Here is a 20959-nt window from a genome sequence, read left to right on the forward strand (position 1 = left end):
AAAACCAACCTGAATATTCAGGTTGGCTATCTGGCTGGTTGCATGCCTGTTAACTTATTATTAACTCAAAACTGGCTTTTTTGCTCAACTTTTTAGTTATATAGCGACATTCAACTATATCATTGAGTAATTTTGAATAATCACCCCGTACGTCGGCCTTGCCCTCTGCTGACTCAACCAAGCTAACTTTCAGGAGTCGATTTACCAGTGAACTTGTCACGCATATCAAGCATTTTGGTAACCCCCGCTCCCAGTTTCATCAACGTTGAGAGTTTTTCAGGGCTTAACCGTTGCAGCTCACCGGCCCACTGAGTGATCATTTCCAACAAATCATGAATTTCCAGCATACGCTGCTGGGCGTATTGCTCTGCCTGGTTATTAGGCTCATCAAGAAGGTTATCGCGCAATAGGCTTAAGGTTGGGTCAATTTCACGTTTTTGGCGCTGCTCAAATACGCGATTAGCCATTTGCCAAATCGTCCCTGCTGGTTGATAGTACTCTTTACGATCCCCTGGCTTATGTTTGGTGGCGATCAACTGCCACGAATTGAGCTCTTTAATGCCCATACTGACGTTACCACGGGAAATATGAAGCGTCTGCGAAAGTTCATTCGCACTGAGTGGCTGTTCACTGAGTAGCAATAGCGCGTACATTTGCCCTATTGTGCGATTAAAACCCCAGCGGCTTCCCATCTCTCCGCAATGCATGACGAATGCTTGCATCTTTTCAGTCAATTCCATGCGCGCTGCCTTATTTTCTGTATTTTCTGAAATTATCAGCATTTATGGGGGATAGCGCAAGTGTGAATGTTAACCCTGAGTAAACCACAAAGAAATTGTATTAATTTTAGACAAAATAGTCGTTTTTCCTCTTTACATCACGAGTAGATTGATTAAAATCTCGCCTCTTCAAAAAGGAGTGTGAATGTTTAACTACAACGGTACAAATGGTTCGTATCAGCTCAGCTTGCAAGAACAAATCGTCACGGCGTCTTTTGTTGGCGCGATTAATGGCCGCATGCTCGAATCATTCGCATCGCAATTGCAATCAATCATCAACGACAGCGCGTTGACCCATTGGGGTTACATTAGCAACTCTCAGCGTTTAAGCGCCGCAACCCCAGATGCGCAGCAAAAGATGATTGCACTGGCTAAGCACATGCGTGCTCATGGGTGTCAAGCTTCGGCCTTTGTAATTGACTCGGCGATTGCCATTAGCCAGCTAGACAAGGTACGTCAATCGCTGCATTTAGAAGGCAACACCCGCGATATCATCTTCAGCTGTTATGATGAAGCGCTGCGATATGTAAAACAGCAGCTTAATCCCTTGGTGCTGGGCAGCTAACACGAATGTGCAAGTCAGCTCGCCAGAGTTGACTTTCACGTACACCTCTCTAAGCTGCGCTCATCACCATAGAGTTTAAGGAAGGGTTATGAGCGAGCAACACACATATCCAATTGGTATCGCTGGACAACCATGGTCGAGCGAACACCGTCAACAATGGCAAGCACAACAAACTGTTCAGCGCAGCTACGCCGATGAAGTGGTAACGAAAGTTAAGGCACTAGCCAGCAACTGGGATATCATTGAGTATGGGCAGTTACCCTATGAGCAAAGTTACCCCTTGTTCGCACTGAAGCATAAGCAGTGGCAAAAAGGCCGCCCTATTGCCTTAGTGACAGGTGGCGTACACGGCTATGAAAGCAGTGGTATTCACGGCGCTCTCGCCTTTGCCAAGCAGGTTGAGCACGCGCAAAGCGCTCACTTCAATATTCTCGTTGTGCCCTGCATCAGCCCTTGGGGTTACGAGACGATTAACCGCTGGAATCCGGATGCCAATGATCCGAACCGCTCATTCTTTGAAGGCTCTTCGGTGCCTGAAGCGCAGTTGTTGTTAGACTTTATCGCTCCTTTTAGTAGCGACATTCTGCTGCATATTGATTTGCACGAAACCACTAACAGCGATAATTCCGAGTTTCGTCCAGCACTTGCCGCACGCGAAGGAATCGTAAACCATAATTGGAATATCCCCGATGGCTTTTACCTTGTCGCCGACAGCGAGCGTCCGCAAGCGTCATTTCAGCGCGCGATTATCGATGCCGTGGCCAAGGTCACGCATATCGCCCCTGCCGATGAGAATAACCAGCTTATCGGCGCTGATTTGGTGCAACCGGGTGTTATTGAATACGCTGGACGTAAATTAGGTTTGTGCATGGGCTTAACGCCAGCGCCTTACGTCACGACTACTGAGGTGTACCCAGATAGCCCGCAGGCAACTGAACAAAACTGCATCGATGCCCAAGTGGCGGCGGCCAATAACGCTATTGCCTTTGTTGCCGCATTATAATTAAGCACTCAGCGTAAAAAAGGGTCACATTCAGTGACCCTTTTTTTGTCTCTTTACCTTTATGAGCGTAGTAGCTCACAGTGCTTATTTGTAAAAGCGTGTTTCTTTGCGCTGCTGCGTACTCGGATCGCTCGCTTGCTCAACAACAAACGTCAAAGTGCTCACTTTTTTGGCCAGTTCGTAGCCATCAATACTGACTGTCACGGGGATCTCTTTCTGCTCTCCCGGAGCTAAAGAAAGGTCGCCATGCACCGCCAGCTTCGCCCCTTCTAAGCCAGCAATACTGATTTGATACGCTTGCTGCTGTTGGGTTTTATTGACCACCGAGATACGGTAGGGATTCTCAACCCAGCCTCGATAATCTGTACGCGACAACTCGCCCCTATCACGACTAACGTACACCTCCAAGGGTGTGCGGCTGCTCAACCACCACGCCATGACCACAAATACCAGCACCGTCATCGCTGCATAGCCCAATAGCTTCAGCCGCAGTATAGAGGTTTTACCTCCCTCCTGTTGGCGCTCACTGGTGTAACTGATAAGACCCCGAGGATAGTTAAATTTATCCATGGTTTGGTCGCAGGCATCAATACATAAACCACAGTTAATACACTCATATTGAAGACCATTGCGAATATCGATACCAGCCGGGCACACCTCGACACACAGCTTACAATCAACACAATCCCCCAGTGCGAGCTCTTCACGTACAGCTTTACGCTTGCGCGGTCCTCGGGTTTCACCGCGTTCACTGTCGTAACTGACGACCAGGGTGTCTTTATCGAACATTACCGATTGGAAACGCGAATAAGGACACATATAAATACACATTTTCTCGCGCAGCCAACCGGCATTACCGTAGGTGCATAAAGCAAATAAAAACACCCAAAAGCTGGTTAACCCACCCCAAGTAAAGGCTAGCAACTGTGAATAAAGCTCCTTGGCGGGAATAAAGTAGCTCATAAAGGTGGTTGCGGTGAAAAATGCAATGCCAAGCCAAGCTGCATGTTTGGCTGTTTTTTTAATCACTTTGCTAAAGCCCCAAGGCTGTTTGTCGAGCTTTATACGCTGATTGCGGGTCCCTTCGATGCGATGCTCAACCCAGGTAAACAGTAACATCCACACCGTTTGTGGACACATGTAGCCGCACCATACGCGCCCCAGCCAATTAGTCACAAAAAACAAGGCGAAGGCACCCGCCATAAATACCCAAGCTAGGATCATAAAATCTTGGGGAAAGAACGTAATAGAGAATATCCGGAATTGTTGTTGCGCCACATCCAGCAACACCGCCTGCTGGCCTTGGTAAGAAATCCAAGGAAGGGCAATAAAGGCAATCATCAATGCCCAACTCATAACCCTACGAATGCGTTGGTAACGGCCTTTTTGTTCACGAACATAAATAGGCCCAGACTGCTTATAGGGCTTAATGATGAGATCTTCTTCTTTAATATCGAACTTCATAATACTTGCTTGTCATTGCTTGAGAACAAGCGGGTATTCGCAAGTATTGTGCCATAACAATAAGCATTAAAAGCTATAAATTTCAGTGAGTTAAAAAATAACCTGGACGCAAAATGACGATATATCGACACCCTTATCGATATATCGACACCCTGCCTATTTTTTACTCGCGGTTGACGCCCAATTTTTGCATCTTTGAGCGCAGTGTACTCGGTGCCAAACCGAGCCGTTGCGCGGCTCCACCTTCACCGTTGATGCGTCCACCGCACATAGATAACACATATTCAATATAGCGCTTCTGCTCACTATCAAGGGTTCTTATCTCTGTGCCTTCTTCGCGCGCCGCCTCCGATAATTGCATGTCATCGATATGCACAATAGGGCCTTGCGTGAGAATAGCGGCTCGTTCGAGAATGTTCTGCAGCTCACGCACATTGCCCGGCCAATGGTAGGACTTAAGACGATTAAGACTGCGCGCACTGATACCAGTGAATTGCTTGGCCAGCTTCTGTGATAGCTTACTGAGTAACTGCGCCACCAATAACTCTAAATCTTCAATGCGCTCGCGCAACGCTGGCACCCGCAGCGGAAAGACATTGAGGCGGTAATACAAGTCCATGCGGAAACTGCCTTGCTCAACCATGGCCCATAAATCACGGTTAGTGGCGGCAATAAGGCGTATATCTACTTTCAAGGTTTGCTGCCCCCCGACCCGTTCGAACTCTTGTTCTTGTAATACTCGCAGCAGCTTGCTTTGCGCCTCTAGCGGCAGCTCTGCGACCTCATCTAAGAATAACGTGCCTTTATGCGCCAATTCAAAGCGCCCTTTGCGCCGCTGCTGAGCGCCGGTAAACGCGCCTTTCTCATGACCAAATAACTCGGACTCAATTAAGCTCGCACTAAAAGCCGCACAGTTGACCTTAACCAAGGGTGCGTTGCAACGCTGGGAGCGATTGTGTAGCTGTCGCGCAATCAGCTCTTTACCAGTGCCATTTTCACCGAGGATCAATACCGTACTGTCAGTTTTAGCCACCAGCTCAATTTGTTGCATCATTTGTTGAAAAATGACCGATTGACCCACTAAATCACTGTCTTGCCACTGTGCATTGATCTCTTCTAGTAAGTAGCGATTTTCTGCCTGCAACTGTTCGCTAAGCTCATTCACTCGTGAAAGTGCTTCGCGTAACGCCTGCTCAGTGCTGCGCTGCTGTGATACGTCACGGAATATCGCCACGGCGCCAATAAGCTGTTGATCTTTATAAATAGGGGTGGAGGTATATTCCACTGGGAATTGACTGCCATCTTTACGCCAAAACACCTCGTTGCTAATCGTCCGGGGTTGGCCGTCAACCACGGTGCGATAGATTGGACATTCACAGGCTGGATAATCACTGCCATCAGCATGGCTATGGTGGTGAAAACGGTGGATCTGCTGACCTAGTAGCTCGCTGGCTTGCCAGCCGGTCATACGCTCTGCTGCGGGGTTGATAAAGACCGCATTACCATCGCGGTCAAAGCCATAAATACCCTCTCCTGCAGCATCAAGCAGCAGTCTAGGATCATGAAGAAAGTGTTTGAGTGATTGCTCCATTACTCATTCCAAGCGAGGTAACGACATATCGTTACTATACTCGCTTGGCAAAGAGATAAACAGAGGCGGCTGACTATAATCCGCTGGTTAGGGTAATTTCACCGGGTTTGACAGCCAGAGCGAGATCAAAGCGCGATAACAGAGCTTGCTTCGGATCTTGGCTATTGAGGGTATAGACCGGGTATTGACGTAATGCTTGCGTGACGATGTCTTGCACCTGTTGCGACAGCGGTGCTAACTTGCCTCGGTATCCCATGGCATCAACGTCGGCATTAATAATGGTAAAGTCTTGCAGATAAACCGCGTCGTCATCATTGTTGAACACTGGCTTTGCGGCAATACTCAAGCGTACACGCACAGGAACTTTTAATGCCAAAGCTTGGACAAATACAGTGTTATCAACATTGAGTTGCACACTGTCGGGGTGTTGCTTAGGCCCAATATCAACGCCGACATCGTTCACTTGCATGCGCATAGGCATGCCCATAAGCTCAACCTCACCTTGCAAACGCTCACTATTAGATTGCAAGTTCTGCTCCAATTGCGTTGCACTGAGCGAATAAACCGACACAGGGGCGTGCGACGCACACCCCGCCAAGCTAAGTAACCAAACGGCGACGATTAAAAACTTTTTCATTGACTCTCCACGGCTTCGAGCACGCTAACAATACGATTAAGCTGTTGTTGTTCCCCTAGACATTGGTGTTGCTCATTAACCCCAACGGCGTTAAGCCAGGCAATAAGCAAATCATCCAGGCCATAAGCCACACCTTGGTGCTTTTCATCAAGCATGGTCACTTGCTCTTGCATACGCAAACTGGCGTCACTGGATGGACTGTCAATATTAGCTGTCACTTCTAGGCGAACAAGTAATTGTTCAGCGGCTAATGCTAGCGTGCTGTCGCTTAACCAACGCTTATCAAGCGCCTGTCCTTGCGACAGTGCACTGCGTAGCTGTCGATAGTGCGCATGGCGCTGTGCCGCCTGAAGTGTATGTAGCGACTGTTGGGCCTGTGCCAGTAGTTGCTTTTTCATATCCTGCAACGGCCGCTCTACGTTGAGCGCCGATACAGTATGCACCACTTCTTGGTAATCCCCAGCTTCCTTACATGCATTCAGTTGTTGTTGCAGTTGCGCTAACTGTTTTTGTTGCTCATTGAGCAAATCATTATGTACCTGCTGGCGCTGTTCTTTGGCCTCATCACGTTGGGCAAAAACGGCATCATTTATACGTCGAAACGCTATCCATAATTTACGTTCTTTACTCTTACCCGCGAAGCCGACTTGCTGCCATTGTTGTTGCAAGTCCTTCAATGTATGGGTGGCGGCAAACACATCTTGCTGCTGCGCCTGATGAGCCTGCTCAAGCAGAGCTTCTTTGGCACTGGCATTATGCTGGTAATAATCTTGTACGCGCTCAGCAATCGCCGTTTGCGCTTCGTTGAACGCTTTGTTGAGCTTATGATAAAGCTTGCTCTCTAACCGTTTAGCGCCGCGCCACTGCTTTAGTAGCTGATTAAATTGGGCTTCTAAAGATGCAATATCATGATCCGCTTGCTGTGCTTGAGCATCGAGGGTTTGCATCTGCGCAATCAACGCCTCGCGCTCAGCCACCGCTTGTTCCTTTTGTGCCTGCTGCTCAGCAAAGTAGTCGCGACAGGGCGCAAACGCGGTTTCGATTTGTTGTTCAAACTCTTGCTTGGCTTGCGCCTCTACGTGCGGGCCCAATAGTTGCCAGCTTTTACGTAACTTTTTCACTGCGGCTAAACGCTCATTGGCATCTTCACAAGGTGATTGCGCCAGCTCGAGCGCGGCCTCGAGCAACTGCGTTTGCTGTGATTGCCCAGCATACTGGTGCCAATCTTCAGCCTCGCTCAAGGTTGTTTTCAAGCTTTCATATTCTCGACTGACTTGTTGGCGGTAATGCTCGGTGAGCTCTTGATACAGCGTCTCTAACCCATTAAACACGCCGAAAGCAACGCGGTAGCGACCTTGATTAATTAAACGACGCAAGTCTTTTGCCTTTTTGCGCGCTTGGTTAAGGGTTTGCTGCTGCGTATCTAATAGTGGCTGCATCTGCGCAAACCATGCCTTTTTGGCTTGCTGGTATGATTGGCGCCATACGCCAGCAAGCTCTTTAGGTAAGGCCGACAAACACTGTTGAATCTCTTTCGCAAGCTCAGTCTCACGCGTAAGCGCTGCATCAAGCTGAGCTGAGGTTTCAGCAACAGCCATAGCTTGATATTCCTTTAGTCGCTCCCGCAACTGCTCCACATCTTGCTCGTAAGCACTAAGTTGTTCAACTTGCTTAAATAAACGCTTGAGCTCTTGGCGCTGACTAGTCAGCTCAGCTCCAGGCTGCAAATCGGGGCTTTGTAACATATCTTCAGCTTGCGCTACTTTGGCATGTAACCAATCGGTTTGAATTTGCTCATTTCCATCGAAACGTAACGCCATGGCATTGCTGATCTCTTCCGCTAGCGCGCTTAAATTGGCCAATGCCAACACACTGCGTTGCTGCGCTTGTTGTTGCGCCTGTTGACGCTCATATTGTTCGCCAAGAATAGCGATATGACGCTCAAGCTTGTTTTTCAAAACGGCAAATTTCTCATCGTTTTGCGCTCGCAATTCTTCATCGAGCCACTGCGTCTCTAGTTGAGCAAACTGATGGCTGAACTGAGTGTATTGAGTCGTGACCAGTTGGTAGTCGTTTTTATCGCGCAAAGCGTTCAGCTGCGCCAATAAGAGTTTACTCTGCTGCGCTACCTGTTGTGGCATGTGCGCTGCTAATTGCTGCTCTTCAATGGCCTGTGCCAACCGTGTTTTCGCTTCGCCTTGAGCATGCTTAACCAACTTATCTGCTAACTGGGCATTAATCACTAACGGACACAACTGCAGCTGCAAGGCTTCGTCTGCACCTCTGAACACCTGTTCGGTGAGCAGCGGTTTATTAAGGCGATTAATTAATTTAACTTTCGTTGCTGTGGTTTTCTCTGCTAATGCTAGTTGCTCTAACGTTTTCTCATTGGCGAAACGCTCTAAGTATCGCTCTTTATCTGCGCTCGACAAAGCCTGAGGTGAATGCAATAGCACTTCTGCCACTTTTTGATTGGCCAAGCGCTTAATACCCGGCTCGGCGTCACTTTGGCAAGCCTGCCACCACAAATCGATGTCATTGAGTTTTTTTAGTGCTGCCGAGCGCACTTTACTACTCGGGTCTTGGCTGGCCAATTGCTGCAATATAGCATGATGTTGTTGGTTATCGAGCTGAGACAATGCCCCTAGTCGCGTGCTCTCATTAGGGTGCTTCCACTTTGGTTTGAATAACTGCTTAAAGATCATTTTCACTAAACCTGGCTATCTCATTGTCTGCTTTGAACTGCTTCTTAAGTTCTTGTTTGGATTTTTGTACTAGCTCACCATTTTCACCGACGGTGAACTGCTCGTCGCTTTTAAGTACTTTGGCTTGATACAACATGACCAACTGCACCGTTTGTTGTTTTTGTTCGTCACTTAGGGGTGTCCCATCTGGCCATTTACCAGTGGCGGCACCATACTGCAGGCGCTCAAAGGTTTGCGGAGTAATTGCTTGGACTAACTGCTCAATATTCATAACTTCTTTCTTTTCAAAAATACCAAACGAACGCGATTAATTAGATACCAGATAAACCCGAGAACGATGGCGCCGTAACAGGCATTTTGCTGCCATGAGCCAGGCTCGGGCTGCTGCCAATACAATACTAAGAAACCACCAAGGAAAAAGATCAAAGCAATGAAAGATTGATTCATCAACCCCTGTTGCTTTTGCAGTTTAGTTCGCGCGGCTAAACGGCGCTGGTCTTGCTCGTTCATTTGTTCTAGAGCGATATTGCAATGGGGACAGGACTGATGTTTGTCGGAAATCGACTTTTGGCACTGTGGACATGAGATGATGGCCATGCTTACTCCTATTTGCAACTACGCGCCCATAAAAAAAGGCGCCTTCTGGCGCCTCATTGTACTGGTTTTAATTGCTCTTGTCTTTTTCCAATTTCTGCCAGTAGTCTTTTACGGAGTCTTTCATTTCTTTACGCAGTAACATGATGCCAAACAAGTTCGGCAAGGTCATCACCACGATGGCTACGGCGGCAAGTTTCCATACCAAAGTGGTGTCGGCAAATGATGCCCAAAAGAAACCGGCCACATAAAATACGCGATACGGCATTACCGAGCGCGAACCCAATAAATAGGTCATCGCCCTATCCCCGTAGTAAGACCAAGCTATCGCCGTGGAGAAGGCAAACAGCAATAAGCCTATAGACACGATATACTTACCATTGTCGCCCAAGAAGCCGCGCGTAAAGGCTTTAGTGGTCAGCTCGGCGGAGTGCACCAGAGATTTACCCATCACACTGATACTGTCGTCGACTATCTGGCCACCTTTCACTTCCACTTCACCGGTGTAGACGTGACGCTCAGTAATGCCAAAACGAAGGTCTTCAGCCACTGAACGTGAGTGCAAAATGGTGAAATCTTTATTTATAGCTTTGCCGTTAATTACGTTGATAGTGCCGTTGTAAGGCGCAACGTCACTGCCGTTACCGTTAAGGTAGTTGTAGAGATCGGTACGGTCTTCATCACTTTGGTCTGAGTAGTTCCCTTGCAGCACGGTCATTGAACTGCGCTCAAAGTGTGTATCAAATTTCTCGTTCCACACCCCTGATGACAAGATCACTAAACCGGTTAACGTACAAATGATAATAGTGTCGATAAACGGCTCTAAAATTGACACCATGCCCTCGGATACAGGCTCATCGGCTTTGGCTGACGCGTGAGCGATAGGCGCCGAGCCCTGACCGGCTTCATTCGAAAACAGACCTCGGTTGACACCTCGGTTAAAGGCATAAGCAAAGCTGGCACCTAAGAAACCACCGGCAGCGGCTGAGCCTGTGAAAGCCTCGGTAAATACCGAAGCAAACGAAGGGCCTATATTTTCGATGTTATAGAAAATGACCAAGAGCGCGCCAATTACATAGACAGCGGCCATTAGCGGTACGATTTTCGAGGTAATCGCGGCGATGCGTTTAATGCCGCCAAGGATCACTAAGGCTAGTAAGATAGATAGAACAGCCCCTGTGGCCATAGGTTCAAAACCAAAAGTGGCTTCCATCCCCTGGGCAATATTATTAATTTGCGGCAGACTACCGGTACCAAAGGAGCTAATAACGGTGGCGATGGCAAATAAAATAGCTAACCACTTCATGTTTAGGCGTTTGTCCATGTAATACATGGGACCCCCTGCCATGGTGCCATCTTCGGTTTTCTCGCGATATTTGTGCGATAGCGTTACTTCCACAAATTTTGTGGTCATGCCGAAAAATGCCGTCATCCACATCCAAAACAGTGCTGCCGGGCCACCGATGGAGATGGCCAAAGCAACACCACCGATGTTACCAGTGCCCACTGTTCCAGACAGCGCAGTAGAAAGAGCTTGGAAGTGCGTGGTATCACCCTGGTGCGATTTTTTATCATATTTACCAGAGACGATGCGCACGGCATGTTTGAAGTAGCGAACCTGAGGGAATTTTAGATAAATCGTAAAAAATAAACCCACACCAAGCAATACATAGGGGAACCAAACGGAACCACCAAGCATGGAGTCGAGGGTATCAAAGAAGTTTCCTAGGGCATCCACGGGTATATTTCCTCTTTTATTATTATGTCTAACTGCGAACTATGACAGCATCTCACAAGGTTGCGAATATGTTAAAGCATTTGTTATTAAAATGAAGCATAAAAAAGGCGCTTAAACGCGCCTTTTTGTTATCTTAGCTTATCAACCACCGCGATAATGGCGGCTAACGTGTCTTGCCCAAACTGATAGGACCGTCTGTCTGACCAGCCGTAGTCTATATCTGGCAAGTTGGCGTTGTCTTTAAATGGCATCTCTACGGTATAAGCCAAGGCTTTAAACTCCTCACCCACGGCGCAAGAAGCCACTGTTAGGTTAGCCTCACCAGGGGCATCCTTGTCATAGCCGAATTCATCTTGGAATTCTGGTGTTATAGTCAAAAGCGCATCTTTAAAGGTGTTTTCTAAATCCTCGAGGCGAGCGTTATAGCTTGGGATCCCCTCGCCGCCAGCAACAAAGTTATAAGGCAGAGCTTCATCACCGTGGATATCGAGATACATATCCAATCCAACTTCGCGCATTTTGTTTAGTACGAGGTAAACTTCTGGGCTCTGGTCCATGCTCGGTGTGGCCCATTCACGATTCAGGTTAACACCAGCAGCATTCGTGCGCAGATGACCACGCACGCTGCCATCAGGGTTCATATTAGGAACAATGTAGAATACCGCTTTAGATAGCAGCTTCGCCGCATGGGGGTCCTCGTCATCGAGTAATTTATGCAATAACCCCTCAACAAACCACTCGGCCATGGTTTCACCCGGGTGTTGACGAGCGGTGATCCAAATCGCCTTCTTATCATCGCTTGGCTCGCCAATACGCAGCACCGTCATATCGCGACCATCCAAGGTAATACCGAGGTTTTCGACATCACAGATAGCATGACTTTGTGCCCAATAAATTAAATCAAGATGACGCTCATAACTGTAAGGAGCAAAATAAGCAAAGAACACCTGAGAACACTCTGGTTCAAAGTCGATAATCAGGGTGCCGTTGTCATAACGCGTAGGCACGCGGAACCATGTTTGTCGATCATAGGACGCAACGGCTTGGTAGTCATCCCAGCCCTCTGGGTATGCCGACTCTTTTAAATTATTAATATGCAGGCAGTGTTCAACGAAAGGTGTGGTTTCTAGACGAAAGTGAAACCATTGAAAAAACGCTGACTGATTGTCTTTATTAATCTCAAGTTGGATATCCAGTGGCGATTCACAGGCGATAACCTTGATATTACCACTATCGAAATTACTGGTGATGTTCATACTTTATCCTTTCAGACATGAGAAGTAGTGATGCTCGCAGACTAGCACAGCCCCTGCAGAGCAACAATTAACAACAAAAAAGCCGGTGCGCTAAAAAGCGACCGGCTGTGAACTAATTTGGTTTTTATTAGCGTGGCAAGCTTGGGTGGGCAATTTCAGCCATGTCTTGCATACAACGCACAACCTGACAGCTGTAACCAAACTCATTATCATACCAAACGTAAAGCACAACGCGCTCACCATCAACGATAGTTGCTTGGGAGTCCACCACACCGGCGTAACGGCTACCAACGAGGTCGGTAGAGACGATTTCTGTTGAGGCGGTGTAATCGATTTGATCGCGTAGCTCTGAGTGTAACGCGGTCTCGCGTAAGAAGGCATTCAGCTCTTCAACACTGGTCCCCTTTTCCAAGTTAAGGTTAAGGATAGCCATTGATACATTCGGTGTCGGCACACGAATAGCATTACCGGTTAGCTTACCTTCAAGTTCCGGCAGGGCTTTGGATACAGCTTTCGCCGCACCAGTAGAGGTAATAACCATGTTGAGCGCAGCAGCGCGACCACGGCGCTCGGCTTTGTGGTAATTATCAATTAAGTTTTGGTCGTTGGTGTATGAGTGTACGGTCTCAACGTGACCATTTTTAATACCAAACTTGTCATTTAAGGCTTTTAGCGTTGGCGTAATGGCATTAGTGGTACAGCTTGCAGCACACACAATTTTATCTTCTGGTTTGATATCTTGGTTGTTCACACCGTAAACAATGTTCTTGATATCGCCTTTTGCCGGTGCTGTTAATAATACTTTCGAAGCGCCTTTTGATTCTAGGTGTTGGCCTAGGCCTGCTTCATCTTTCCAAATACCAGTGTTATCGACAACTAACGCATCCTCAATACCATATGCAGTGTAATCAACTTCACTTGGCGAGTTGGCATAAATCACTTGGATGTAGCTGCCGTTAGCTTTAATGGCATTACGCTCATTATCAACGGTGATAGAGCCGTTGAACGGACCATGAATTGAATCACGACGCAATAGGCTAGCACGTTTCTCAAGATCTCCATCTTTACCACCACGTACCACAATGGCGCGTAAACGTAAGTCGGCATACGGGCCTGACTTTTCGATTAACAAGCGCGCTAACAAGCGACCAATACGGCCAAAACCATATAAAACCACATCACGCGGTGCTTTTGGCTCACCTGGATTAGTGATTTCTGCAAGCTCGTCTTTTAAAAATTCTTCTAACGAGCGACCTTTGGCCGCATCTTTATACAGGAAGCTGTAAGCTAATTTACCAATATCGATACGGCCAGAGCTAAGTTCCATGTTGCTGATCGCTTCTAACACCGGGTAGCTTTCGCGCAGACGTAGTTTAGAGTCTTCAAATTGCGCCACGGTTTTGTGCGCTTTGATAATATCGATGGTGCTGGCGTTGACCAGAGGACGGCCATAAACGGCAATTTCGATACCACGGTTGCGATACAGTTTACCAATGATGGGTTGCATACTTTCAGCGTAGTCTTGGCGTTCTTGCCAGCTGTTCAAGTACTCTTGCTCGTGAGATGAGGTCATTGTTTCTGCCTTTGAAATTTGTTTTGAACGGATATAGCCCGAGGAGGGAATGTGTCATCACAAAGTGAGAGCGTGATCAAGGACAATATACCTCCTAGCAGGCGGGCATATTCTAATGCAAAGCGCGAGCAATAACCACCTCTACATTACTCTTGGGTACAAGGTGTCTCCCTATAACGCTTTGAGCTACAATAAAATCAATAACTAAAGCGGTTTTACACCAATTGACGAAAAGTAACGTCAATTCCAGCGCATAACATGATGGTGTGAGCGCACTAATACAAAGAAAAGGAATAACCATGCGACTTATTATCGGCTTGGCCTTAGTTACAACGTTGAGCGGCTGTGACTCAAGCCTGACAGTGCGGGAAGTCTGTGAGCAAACTCCGGCCATGTGTAATGACTTAAACACAGACAGTCACTGCCGTCATGAACGCGCAGAAGTGATCATCAGTCGCTTTCATGAGTATGAAAAGCCGACTTTGGAGCGAAAATACCAATTATTAAAAGACTTTGAACGCTACAGCCAATGTGTCAATCTCGCTTCAAAAATTGAACACATAAAGCTTAAAGAAAAGACCGCCTCACGTTATAAGGGCTATCACACGGCACAAAAAGAAATTAATCGCTTACTTTATGAAACCCGTGGTAGCAATCATCCAGGGCTGCTGTATTTTCACTGGTCGCGTAACAACGATAATAGTGCACTGCAAAAACTGCTGTCGATGCAAGAAGACACAAAAGTAAAAAACAGCCGAGATGCACAGTTTTACCTGGCCAGTTACTACATGAAAGTGGATACGCAAAAAACGTTGGATCACTTATACCGTAGTCTTGAGCTTAATGGTGCTGAACAACAGCCCCATCCTGAAGTGCTTACTTCACTGGTCAATATTTTTTATCAGCAAGAACAGTATAATTTGGCGTATACCTTTGCAGTGGTGGCCAAACAGGCCGGCGTGGAAAACATTGATTTTGCGCCTTTGCGCGCAAGGGCCTTAGATGACGGGCATGACCTAGAGCGCCTAGATACCTTAGCACAAACTACTTACGAGCAGATCATGAGCGGACAATTCCGCTCGCCCCGCTCATAAGTAAATCCCATAAAAAGTAAAAAGCAGCCTTAAGGCTGCTTTTTTATTACTTTAATTTGCTAGTGCCCACTTCAACACGGGTTTTTAGCTTTTGTCCGGGTCTAAAAGTGACCACTCGGCGCGCCGAGATAGGAATATCTTCTCCGGTTTTGGGGTTACGACCTGGTCGCTCTTTCTTATCACGAAGATCGAAGTTGCCAAAGCCGGAAAGCTTAATTTGCTCCCCATTTTCTAAAGCTGAGCGGATTTCTTCAAAAAACGCTTCAACTAGTTCTTTGGCATCCTTTTTATTGATCCCCAACTTCTCAAATAGGTGTTCAGCTATGTCGGCTTTGGTAAGCGCCATATCTAGTCCCTCAACGATGCGTTAAACTCTTTGGCCAATGCGGCCACGACGTTGTCGACAACTAAGTTGATATCTTTCTCTTCGAGCGTTCTATCAACCGCCTGCAGTGTCAGAGCAATTGCCAAACTCTTATAATTTGGCTCGATACCTTTGCCCTTATACACATCGAATAAGTTTAGGTCAACCAATTGATTTCCGCCAACTTTTTCTATAGTGGCTAAAACATCACCAGCATGAACCTTATCTTCCACCAAAATCGCGATGTCTCGGCGGTTCGATGGGAACTTGGATATTCCTACAGCTTCTGGAAGAACACGGCTAGCCACTGCGGCTACTTCAACTTCAAAGACATAGGCTGCACCGTTAATACCAAGCTGCTTTTGCAACTGTGGATGCACAGCACCAACAAAACCGACCTGCTGCCCATCAACAAAGATAGCGGCACTTTGGCCCGGGTGCAAACCATCACATTGCTGTGCTTTGAAACTAAAGCGCGCACTGTCATTGCATAACGCCAGTAACGCTTCCACGTCCCCTTTGACATCATAGAAGTCAACCGCGCGGCTTTGTACATTCCAATGCTCGCCATAACTTGTGCCCGAGACAATGCCACCAAACACGGCCTGCTGACGCACGCCATTTTCAGCTTGTTCATCAGCAATGAATTTTAGTCCATGCTCAAACAAGCGTACGCGTGATTGCTGACGATTTTGGTTGTACACCAACGCATTCAGTAACCCCGGCATCAACGACAGACGCATGACCGACATGTCGGCCGAAATAGGGTGCGGTAAATGCAATGCTTGCTCATCGCCATGAATGGCAGCCTGGACCTTGGGATCAACAAAGCTATAAGTAATGGCTTCTTGATAACCGCGCGTCACTAAGGTATCGCGCAAACGCTTAACCGGCACTGACGCTTCGTTGTGAGCTGTCATGTTAAGTTTCGCCATTGGCGCAACATTAGGAATATTGTTGTAGCCATAGACCCGAGCGACTTCTTCGATTAAGTCTTCCTCGATGCGAATATCAAAGCGATAACTGGGCACATCGGCCTGCCAAGTACCGTTTTTGAATTGTACGTCTAGGCCTAACCGACGCAGGATATTGGTCACAGTTTCATCATCGATATGATAGCCAATCACACGGTCTAAACGTTCACGGCGTAAAGTAACCGCTGTGACCTTTGGTAACTGCTCTGTAGCAACAGCCTCAACGACAGGGCCAGCTTGACCTCCGACTATATCAAGTAACAAAGCCGTAGCACGTTCCATAGCCTCACGTTGCAGCGCAAAATCAACTCCGCGCTCATAACGGTGCGAAGCGTCGGTGTGCAGCCCATAGCTTCGTGCCTGACCGGCAATAGCGACAGGGTTAAAGAAGGCACTTTCAAGTAAAATATCGCTGGTTTTCTCGGTGACCCCAGAGCCCTCACCACCAAAGATACCCGCCATGGCTAAGGCTTTATTATGGTCGGCTATCACTAGCGTCGATTCATTGAGTTTCGCAGTGTTGCCATCAAGCAAAACCAATTCTTCACCGGCATTGGCACTACGTACCTTAATACCACCGTCAATGGCGGCTAAGTCAAACGCATGCATCGGGTGGCCCAGCTCAATCAACACATAGTTAGTGACATCAACCACAGGGTCAATAGAGCGAATACCACTGCGGCGCAATTTCTCAACCATCCACAGCGGCGTTTGCGCATCAAGATTGATGCCCTTAATTACGCGACCAAGGTAACGAGGGCAACCTTGCTCGTTAACTAGCTCAATGCTGACTTTATCATCAATGGTGGGCGCTACTGGCGCAATCGTCAGTTCATTCACGTCCAGGTTGTTTAGCACTCCCACTTCGCGAGCCAAGCCTTTAATACCGAGGCAGTCGCTGCGATTCGGCGTTAAATCAACATCGATAATATGGTCATCAAGGCTTAGGTACTCACGTAAATCGGTGCCAATTGGCGCATCGGCTGGCAATTCCATAATGCCATCGCCTTCTTCACTGATACCTAGCTCTACAAATGCGCATAACATGCCATGCGACGGTTGACCACGCAGCTTGGCCTTTTTAATTTTAAAATCACCGGGTAATACCGCGCCGACTTTCGCCACTGCCACTTTGATACCTTGACGACAGTTAGGTGCGCCGCACACAATATCAAGTAACTCATCATCACCGACGTTTACTTTCGTCACACGCAGTTTATCGGCATCGGGGTGCTGACCACACTCGACAACTTCGCCGACAACCACACCACTAAACTGGCCTGCAGCTGGTTCTAATGCATCCACTTCCAGTCCCGCCATTGACAGCTGCTCCGCAAGTGCGTCGCTATCGATGGCCGGATTCACCCATTCACGTAACCACTTTTCACTGAATTTCATTTATCACGACCTCTTAACGGAACTGGTTTAGGAATTTCAAATCATTTTCGAAAAATGCGCGTAAGTCATTAACGCCATAGCGCAACATGGTAAGGCGCTCTACCCCCATACCAAAGGCAAAACCAGTGTATTTTTCAGGGTCGATATTAACTGAACGCAACACATTCGGGTGCACCATACCGCAACCAAGAACCTCTAACCATTTGCCATCTTTACCTTTAACATCAACCTCTGCCGATGGCTCAGTGAATGGGAAGTAAGAGGGGCGGAAACGAATTTCCATATCTTCTTCAAAAAAGTTACGAAGAAAATCGTGCAAAATGCCCTTGAGTTCAGTGAAGCTAACGTCTGTATCTACCATCAAACCTTCAACCTGATGGAACATCGGTGTATGCGTTTGATCGTAATCGTTACGATACACACGACCTGGCGAGATAATACGCAAAGGCGGTTGCTCAGTTTCCATGGTACGTATTTGTACACCACTGGTTTGCGTACGTAATACCAACTTGGGATTAAAATAGAAGGTATCGTGATCCGCGCGTGCTGGGTGATGTGCAGGAATGTTCAAGGCATCAAAGTTGTGGAAGTCATCTTCCACCTCGGGCCCTTGCTTCACCGCAAAACCCAACTCCCCGAAGAAAGATTCGATGCGTTCGATGGTCCGGGTAACGGGATGAATGCCGCCGCTGGCCATATTGCGCCCAGGTAAGGTGACATCAATGGTTTCTGCTGCCAGCTTTTGCTCTAATGCTTTTGCGTTCAGCGCTTCACGCTTTTCATTGATCGCTTCAGTCACTTGCTGCTTGGCTTGGTTAATCACTTGGCCGGCGCTCTTACGCTCTTCTGGCGCCATTTTACCAAGCGTTTTCAGTAACCCGGTAATTTCACCTTTCTTTCCAAGGTAGTTTACGCGCACATCTTCTAGGTGCGCGATTTCGCTGGCTGAATCAACCGCCTTTAAGGCGTCAGCCAAAATCGCTTCTAAGTTCATCGGATACCTGACTAGGGTGATAATTTAAAGTGTTTATTTAACCACTTATGATAACCAAAGGGCCGCTCTGATTCTAGCCCTGAGCGGCGCTTTCTATAGCTTTAAAGTGGCTTTTATAAACGGAATGGTGAGCTTTCGCTGCGCTGCCATAGAGGCATGATCGAGTGTGTCCAATACATCGAGTAGTGCGCGCATGTCCCGACTTAAGCGCGTCAATAAAAAACGTGCACAATCATCAGAGAGTTCTAAGCCGCGCATTTTCGCTCTATTTGTTAATGCTTGAGCCTTATCATCATCGCTCATCGAGCGGATTTGTAAGGTAGTGCCCCATTTCAGCCGCGATTCTAAATCCGGCAGCGTAATATTAAGCATGTCCGGCAATAAATCGGCGGAAATCAGCAACAGCTTGCCCGGCTCATTAAAACGGTTAAAAAAGTTGAATAAGGCTTTTTCCCAGGCCTCATCACCGGCGACTAAGTGCAAATCATCGATACATACCACATCAAGGGTATCGAGCCCCTCTAACACCTGAGCACCAAACTGCTGCACTTCACTTAACGACAGCAGCATACTGGACAAGCCCTGCTCTTGGGCATGGATACAGGTAGCATAAAGTAAATGCGATTTACCCGAGTCCCCTAACCCACATAAATAGGTGTATTGAAATTGCTGTGTCAGGTGTTCAAAGGCAGCTTTTAAGTGATTAACCTCTAACGAGTCTTCACCACCAAAGTAACTGGCGTAGGTCTCGTCGTCAGGTAAAGTAACAGGCAATGCCAGTTGCGAATGCTGCATCATCAGTTATTGCCACGCATACTCAAGATCGTCATTGCTAGTAGAGTAATAAAACTTATCTGGGTCGCGATAATCACTAAAGTAGGAATCAAGTGTCAGTGCTTTGCGCAAGTCATCAACACTGCCTGTATGACTGACATTTATTTCAATAAACTTTTTAGCAACATGACTGACGTTAGCATCAGTGACCACACTTAGGCTACGTAACCGCCGCAAGGCATACTCAATATCAACAAAACTGGTGGTGTTATAAAGCTTAAGCATCTGCTGCTGTGCATCATAACCAGAAGCCGCATCAATTGCATACTCACTGGCAAGGGCACTGGCTAGAGCGTCGACCATATCGAGAATAACCTGTTGCTTGTCGCCCTTGTGCCGGGTGGCCTCGAACTGATCTTCATTGGTGAAGCGCCAATCGAGCTCCCACGCTCCGGAGCGTTCATCCTTATAGAGTCTCGCTGACACAACGCGTTCTGCCATATAGCGCTGTGAAGCGATGTCCAGGGAGTCACTGAAATTTCCCCATACGTCGGTGACTTCGACATGTTGTCTGTCTTCAAGGTCGAGTAAAGGAGTAACAATGGGGAGCCCGCGACGAGAGGCACGATCCGACAGTAACTCCTCGACTTGCGGGTGGGTATCAGCAGTGAGCAGCTCCCGTCGCCAGCCATCTTCAATCGCCAACCAAATGACCACCAAAGGACGGCGATTGCCCCACAGTGGCAAACCGGCTTCTCTGACTAAGGTATTGACCTTGTTGCTGTCAAATTGCACGTTTAAGTATGATTGCCCTTCGTTATCGCCGTATTCAAATTTAGTCATATAATCGGAGATATCAGATAATGCGCCCCGCACCACCTGGTTGTTCGTTGCATCAGGCTCACCCGTGACCTTGATCACTACATTTAATAATGAGTTCTGACTTGCCGTGACCCGGCTGGCACGAGTTTTATCATCTACTGGCTGTTGATACTGGTACAGCCCTTTTACTTCTATCGCCTGACTTGAGACGGCGATAAACATTGCACATAGCAGGAATAAATTACGGATCACGTTGCTTCATACCTCAATCATAATGCCCTGATCCTAAAGCAAAGACTAAAACAAAGCAAAAGGTTCGCTAAGATTAACAACGGCTATGAAGAGAGCCTGAATATAGGCGATTAACAGTGATTGATGTATCCCTGTGTTGTGGGTCAGGATTTATCCTGACTAGATGTTGCAAGGCTGAAGCCTTACCTACAGGTGCGGTGAAAGGTGATGCTGTGTTGTGGGTCAGGGTTTTACCCTGACTAGATGCTGCAAGGCTGAAGCCTGGCCTACAGGTTTGGTGACAGATGATGCTGTGTTGTAGGTCAGGGTTTACCCTGACTAGATGCTGCAAGGCTGAAGCCTGGCCTACGGGCGGTTTGGGAGAGCGCTTTTCTACACGCAT

18 protein-coding genes are annotated in these 20959 nt (G+C 47.5%); 3 read left to right on the top strand and 15 right to left on the bottom strand.

Translation table 11 applies throughout. The annotated features are described in order from the left end of the window. Positions 1 to 182: 182 nt before the first annotated feature. Complete coding sequence (locus W04_RS14155) at positions 183 to 740, bottom strand: GbsR/MarR family transcriptional regulator (RefSeq protein WP_022943615.1); 558 nt, start codon at positions 738 to 740, stop codon at positions 183 to 185. A gap of 184 nt (positions 741 to 924) precedes the next feature. Between W04_RS14155 and W04_RS14160 the strand changes: the two genes are divergently transcribed. Continuing rightward, the gene (locus W04_RS14160; protein ID WP_045978637.1) at positions 925 to 1344 is read left to right on the top strand and encodes a hypothetical protein; all 420 of its coding nucleotides are present in this window, start codon (positions 925 to 927) and stop codon (positions 1342 to 1344) included. Between the two features lie 88 nt (positions 1345 to 1432). After that, on the top strand, positions 1433 to 2347 hold the full coding sequence (locus W04_RS14165; protein ID WP_053911275.1) for a M14 family metallocarboxypeptidase: 915 nt from the start codon (positions 1433 to 1435) through the stop codon (positions 2345 to 2347). Between the two features lie 84 nt (positions 2348 to 2431). On the opposite strand, the gene ccoG is transcribed toward W04_RS14165, so the two are convergent. The 9 genes from ccoG to W04_RS14210 all read right to left on the bottom strand — a co-directional run bounded on the left by ccoG (position 2432) and on the right by W04_RS14210 (position 13905). Next, on the bottom strand, positions 2432 to 3811 hold the full coding sequence (gene ccoG, locus W04_RS14170) for a cytochrome c oxidase accessory protein CcoG (protein WP_053911276.1): 1380 nt from the start codon (positions 3809 to 3811) through the stop codon (positions 2432 to 2434). A 163-nt stretch (positions 3812 to 3974) separates the two neighbouring features. Further along, positions 3975 to 5402, bottom strand: a complete 1428-nt coding sequence (locus W04_RS14175; RefSeq protein ID WP_053911277.1) for a sigma-54-dependent Fis family transcriptional regulator — start codon at positions 5400 to 5402, stop codon at positions 3975 to 3977. A gap of 73 nt (positions 5403 to 5475) precedes the next feature. Beyond that, a complete protein-coding gene (locus W04_RS14180) occupies positions 5476 to 6039 on the bottom strand; it encodes a DUF1439 domain-containing protein (RefSeq protein WP_053911278.1) in 564 nt (187 codons plus the stop codon). Next, positions 6036 to 8744, bottom strand: a complete 2709-nt coding sequence (locus tag W04_RS14185) for a DUF349 domain-containing protein (protein ID WP_053911279.1) — start codon at positions 8742 to 8744, stop codon at positions 6036 to 6038. The genes W04_RS14180 and W04_RS14185 overlap by 4 nt, the downstream gene beginning before the upstream one ends. Continuing rightward, positions 8734 to 9015, bottom strand: coding sequence for a YeaC family protein (locus tag W04_RS14190; protein WP_022943608.1), 282 nt, complete (start codon positions 9013 to 9015; stop codon positions 8734 to 8736). The genes W04_RS14185 and W04_RS14190 overlap by 11 nt, the downstream gene beginning before the upstream one ends. Further along, the gene (locus W04_RS14195; RefSeq protein WP_022943607.1) at positions 9012 to 9341 is read right to left on the bottom strand and encodes a hypothetical protein; all 330 of its coding nucleotides are present in this window, start codon (positions 9339 to 9341) and stop codon (positions 9012 to 9014) included. Before W04_RS14195 ends, W04_RS14190 begins: the two co-directional genes overlap by 4 nt. A 67-nt stretch (positions 9342 to 9408) precedes the next feature. After that, positions 9409 to 11076 carry a sodium:alanine symporter family protein gene (locus W04_RS14200; RefSeq protein ID WP_082342247.1) on the bottom strand — a complete coding sequence of 556 codons (1668 nt, stop codon included), beginning with the start codon at positions 11074 to 11076 and terminating at the stop codon, positions 9409 to 9411. Positions 11077 to 11204: 128 nt separating this feature from the next. Then, on the bottom strand, positions 11205 to 12332 hold the full coding sequence (locus W04_RS14205; protein ID WP_053911281.1) for a M14-type cytosolic carboxypeptidase: 1128 nt from the start codon (positions 12330 to 12332) through the stop codon (positions 11205 to 11207). Between the two features lie 127 nt (positions 12333 to 12459). Next, positions 12460 to 13905: a glyceraldehyde-3-phosphate dehydrogenase gene (locus W04_RS14210; RefSeq protein ID WP_022943604.1), complete on the bottom strand. Its 1446-nt coding sequence runs from the start codon at positions 13903 to 13905 to the stop codon at positions 12460 to 12462. 299 nt (positions 13906 to 14204) lie between these two features. On the opposite strand from W04_RS14210, the gene W04_RS14215 reads away from it, so the two are divergent. Continuing rightward, positions 14205 to 14999, top strand: coding sequence for a DUF2989 domain-containing protein (locus tag W04_RS14215; RefSeq protein ID WP_022943603.1), 795 nt, complete (start codon positions 14205 to 14207; stop codon positions 14997 to 14999). Between the two features lie 46 nt (positions 15000 to 15045). Here the strand turns inward: W04_RS14215 and ihfA are convergent, their stop codons facing one another. From ihfA to W04_RS14240, 5 genes are all read right to left on the bottom strand, one after another. Continuing rightward, complete coding sequence (gene ihfA / locus W04_RS14220; RefSeq protein WP_022943602.1) at positions 15046 to 15345, bottom strand: integration host factor subunit alpha; 300 nt, start codon at positions 15343 to 15345, stop codon at positions 15046 to 15048. 2 nt (positions 15346 to 15347) lie between these two features. Further along, positions 15348 to 17735 (bottom strand): phenylalanine--tRNA ligase subunit beta, encoded by a 2388-nt coding sequence (gene pheT, locus W04_RS14225; RefSeq protein WP_053911282.1) that lies wholly within the window; start codon positions 17733 to 17735, stop codon positions 15348 to 15350. 13 nt (positions 17736 to 17748) lie between these two features. Continuing rightward, positions 17749 to 18729, bottom strand: coding sequence for a phenylalanine--tRNA ligase subunit alpha (gene pheS, locus W04_RS14230; protein ID WP_022943600.1), 981 nt, complete (start codon positions 18727 to 18729; stop codon positions 17749 to 17751). A 93-nt stretch (positions 18730 to 18822) separates the two neighbouring features. Beyond that, positions 18823 to 19524, bottom strand: coding sequence for a DnaA regulatory inactivator Hda (gene hda / locus W04_RS14235; protein ID WP_026110924.1), 702 nt, complete (start codon positions 19522 to 19524; stop codon positions 18823 to 18825). 6 nt (positions 19525 to 19530) lie between these two features. Beyond that, positions 19531 to 20577, bottom strand: coding sequence for a DUF2066 domain-containing protein (locus W04_RS14240; RefSeq protein ID WP_373432707.1), 1047 nt, complete (start codon positions 20575 to 20577; stop codon positions 19531 to 19533). Positions 20578 to 20959: the final 382 nt, after the last annotated feature.

Origin of the sequence: Pseudoalteromonas sp. SW0106-04 (assembly GCF_001293805.1) — a bacterium.
Lineage (GTDB): Bacteria > Pseudomonadota > Gammaproteobacteria > Enterobacterales > Alteromonadaceae > Pseudoalteromonas > Pseudoalteromonas ruthenica.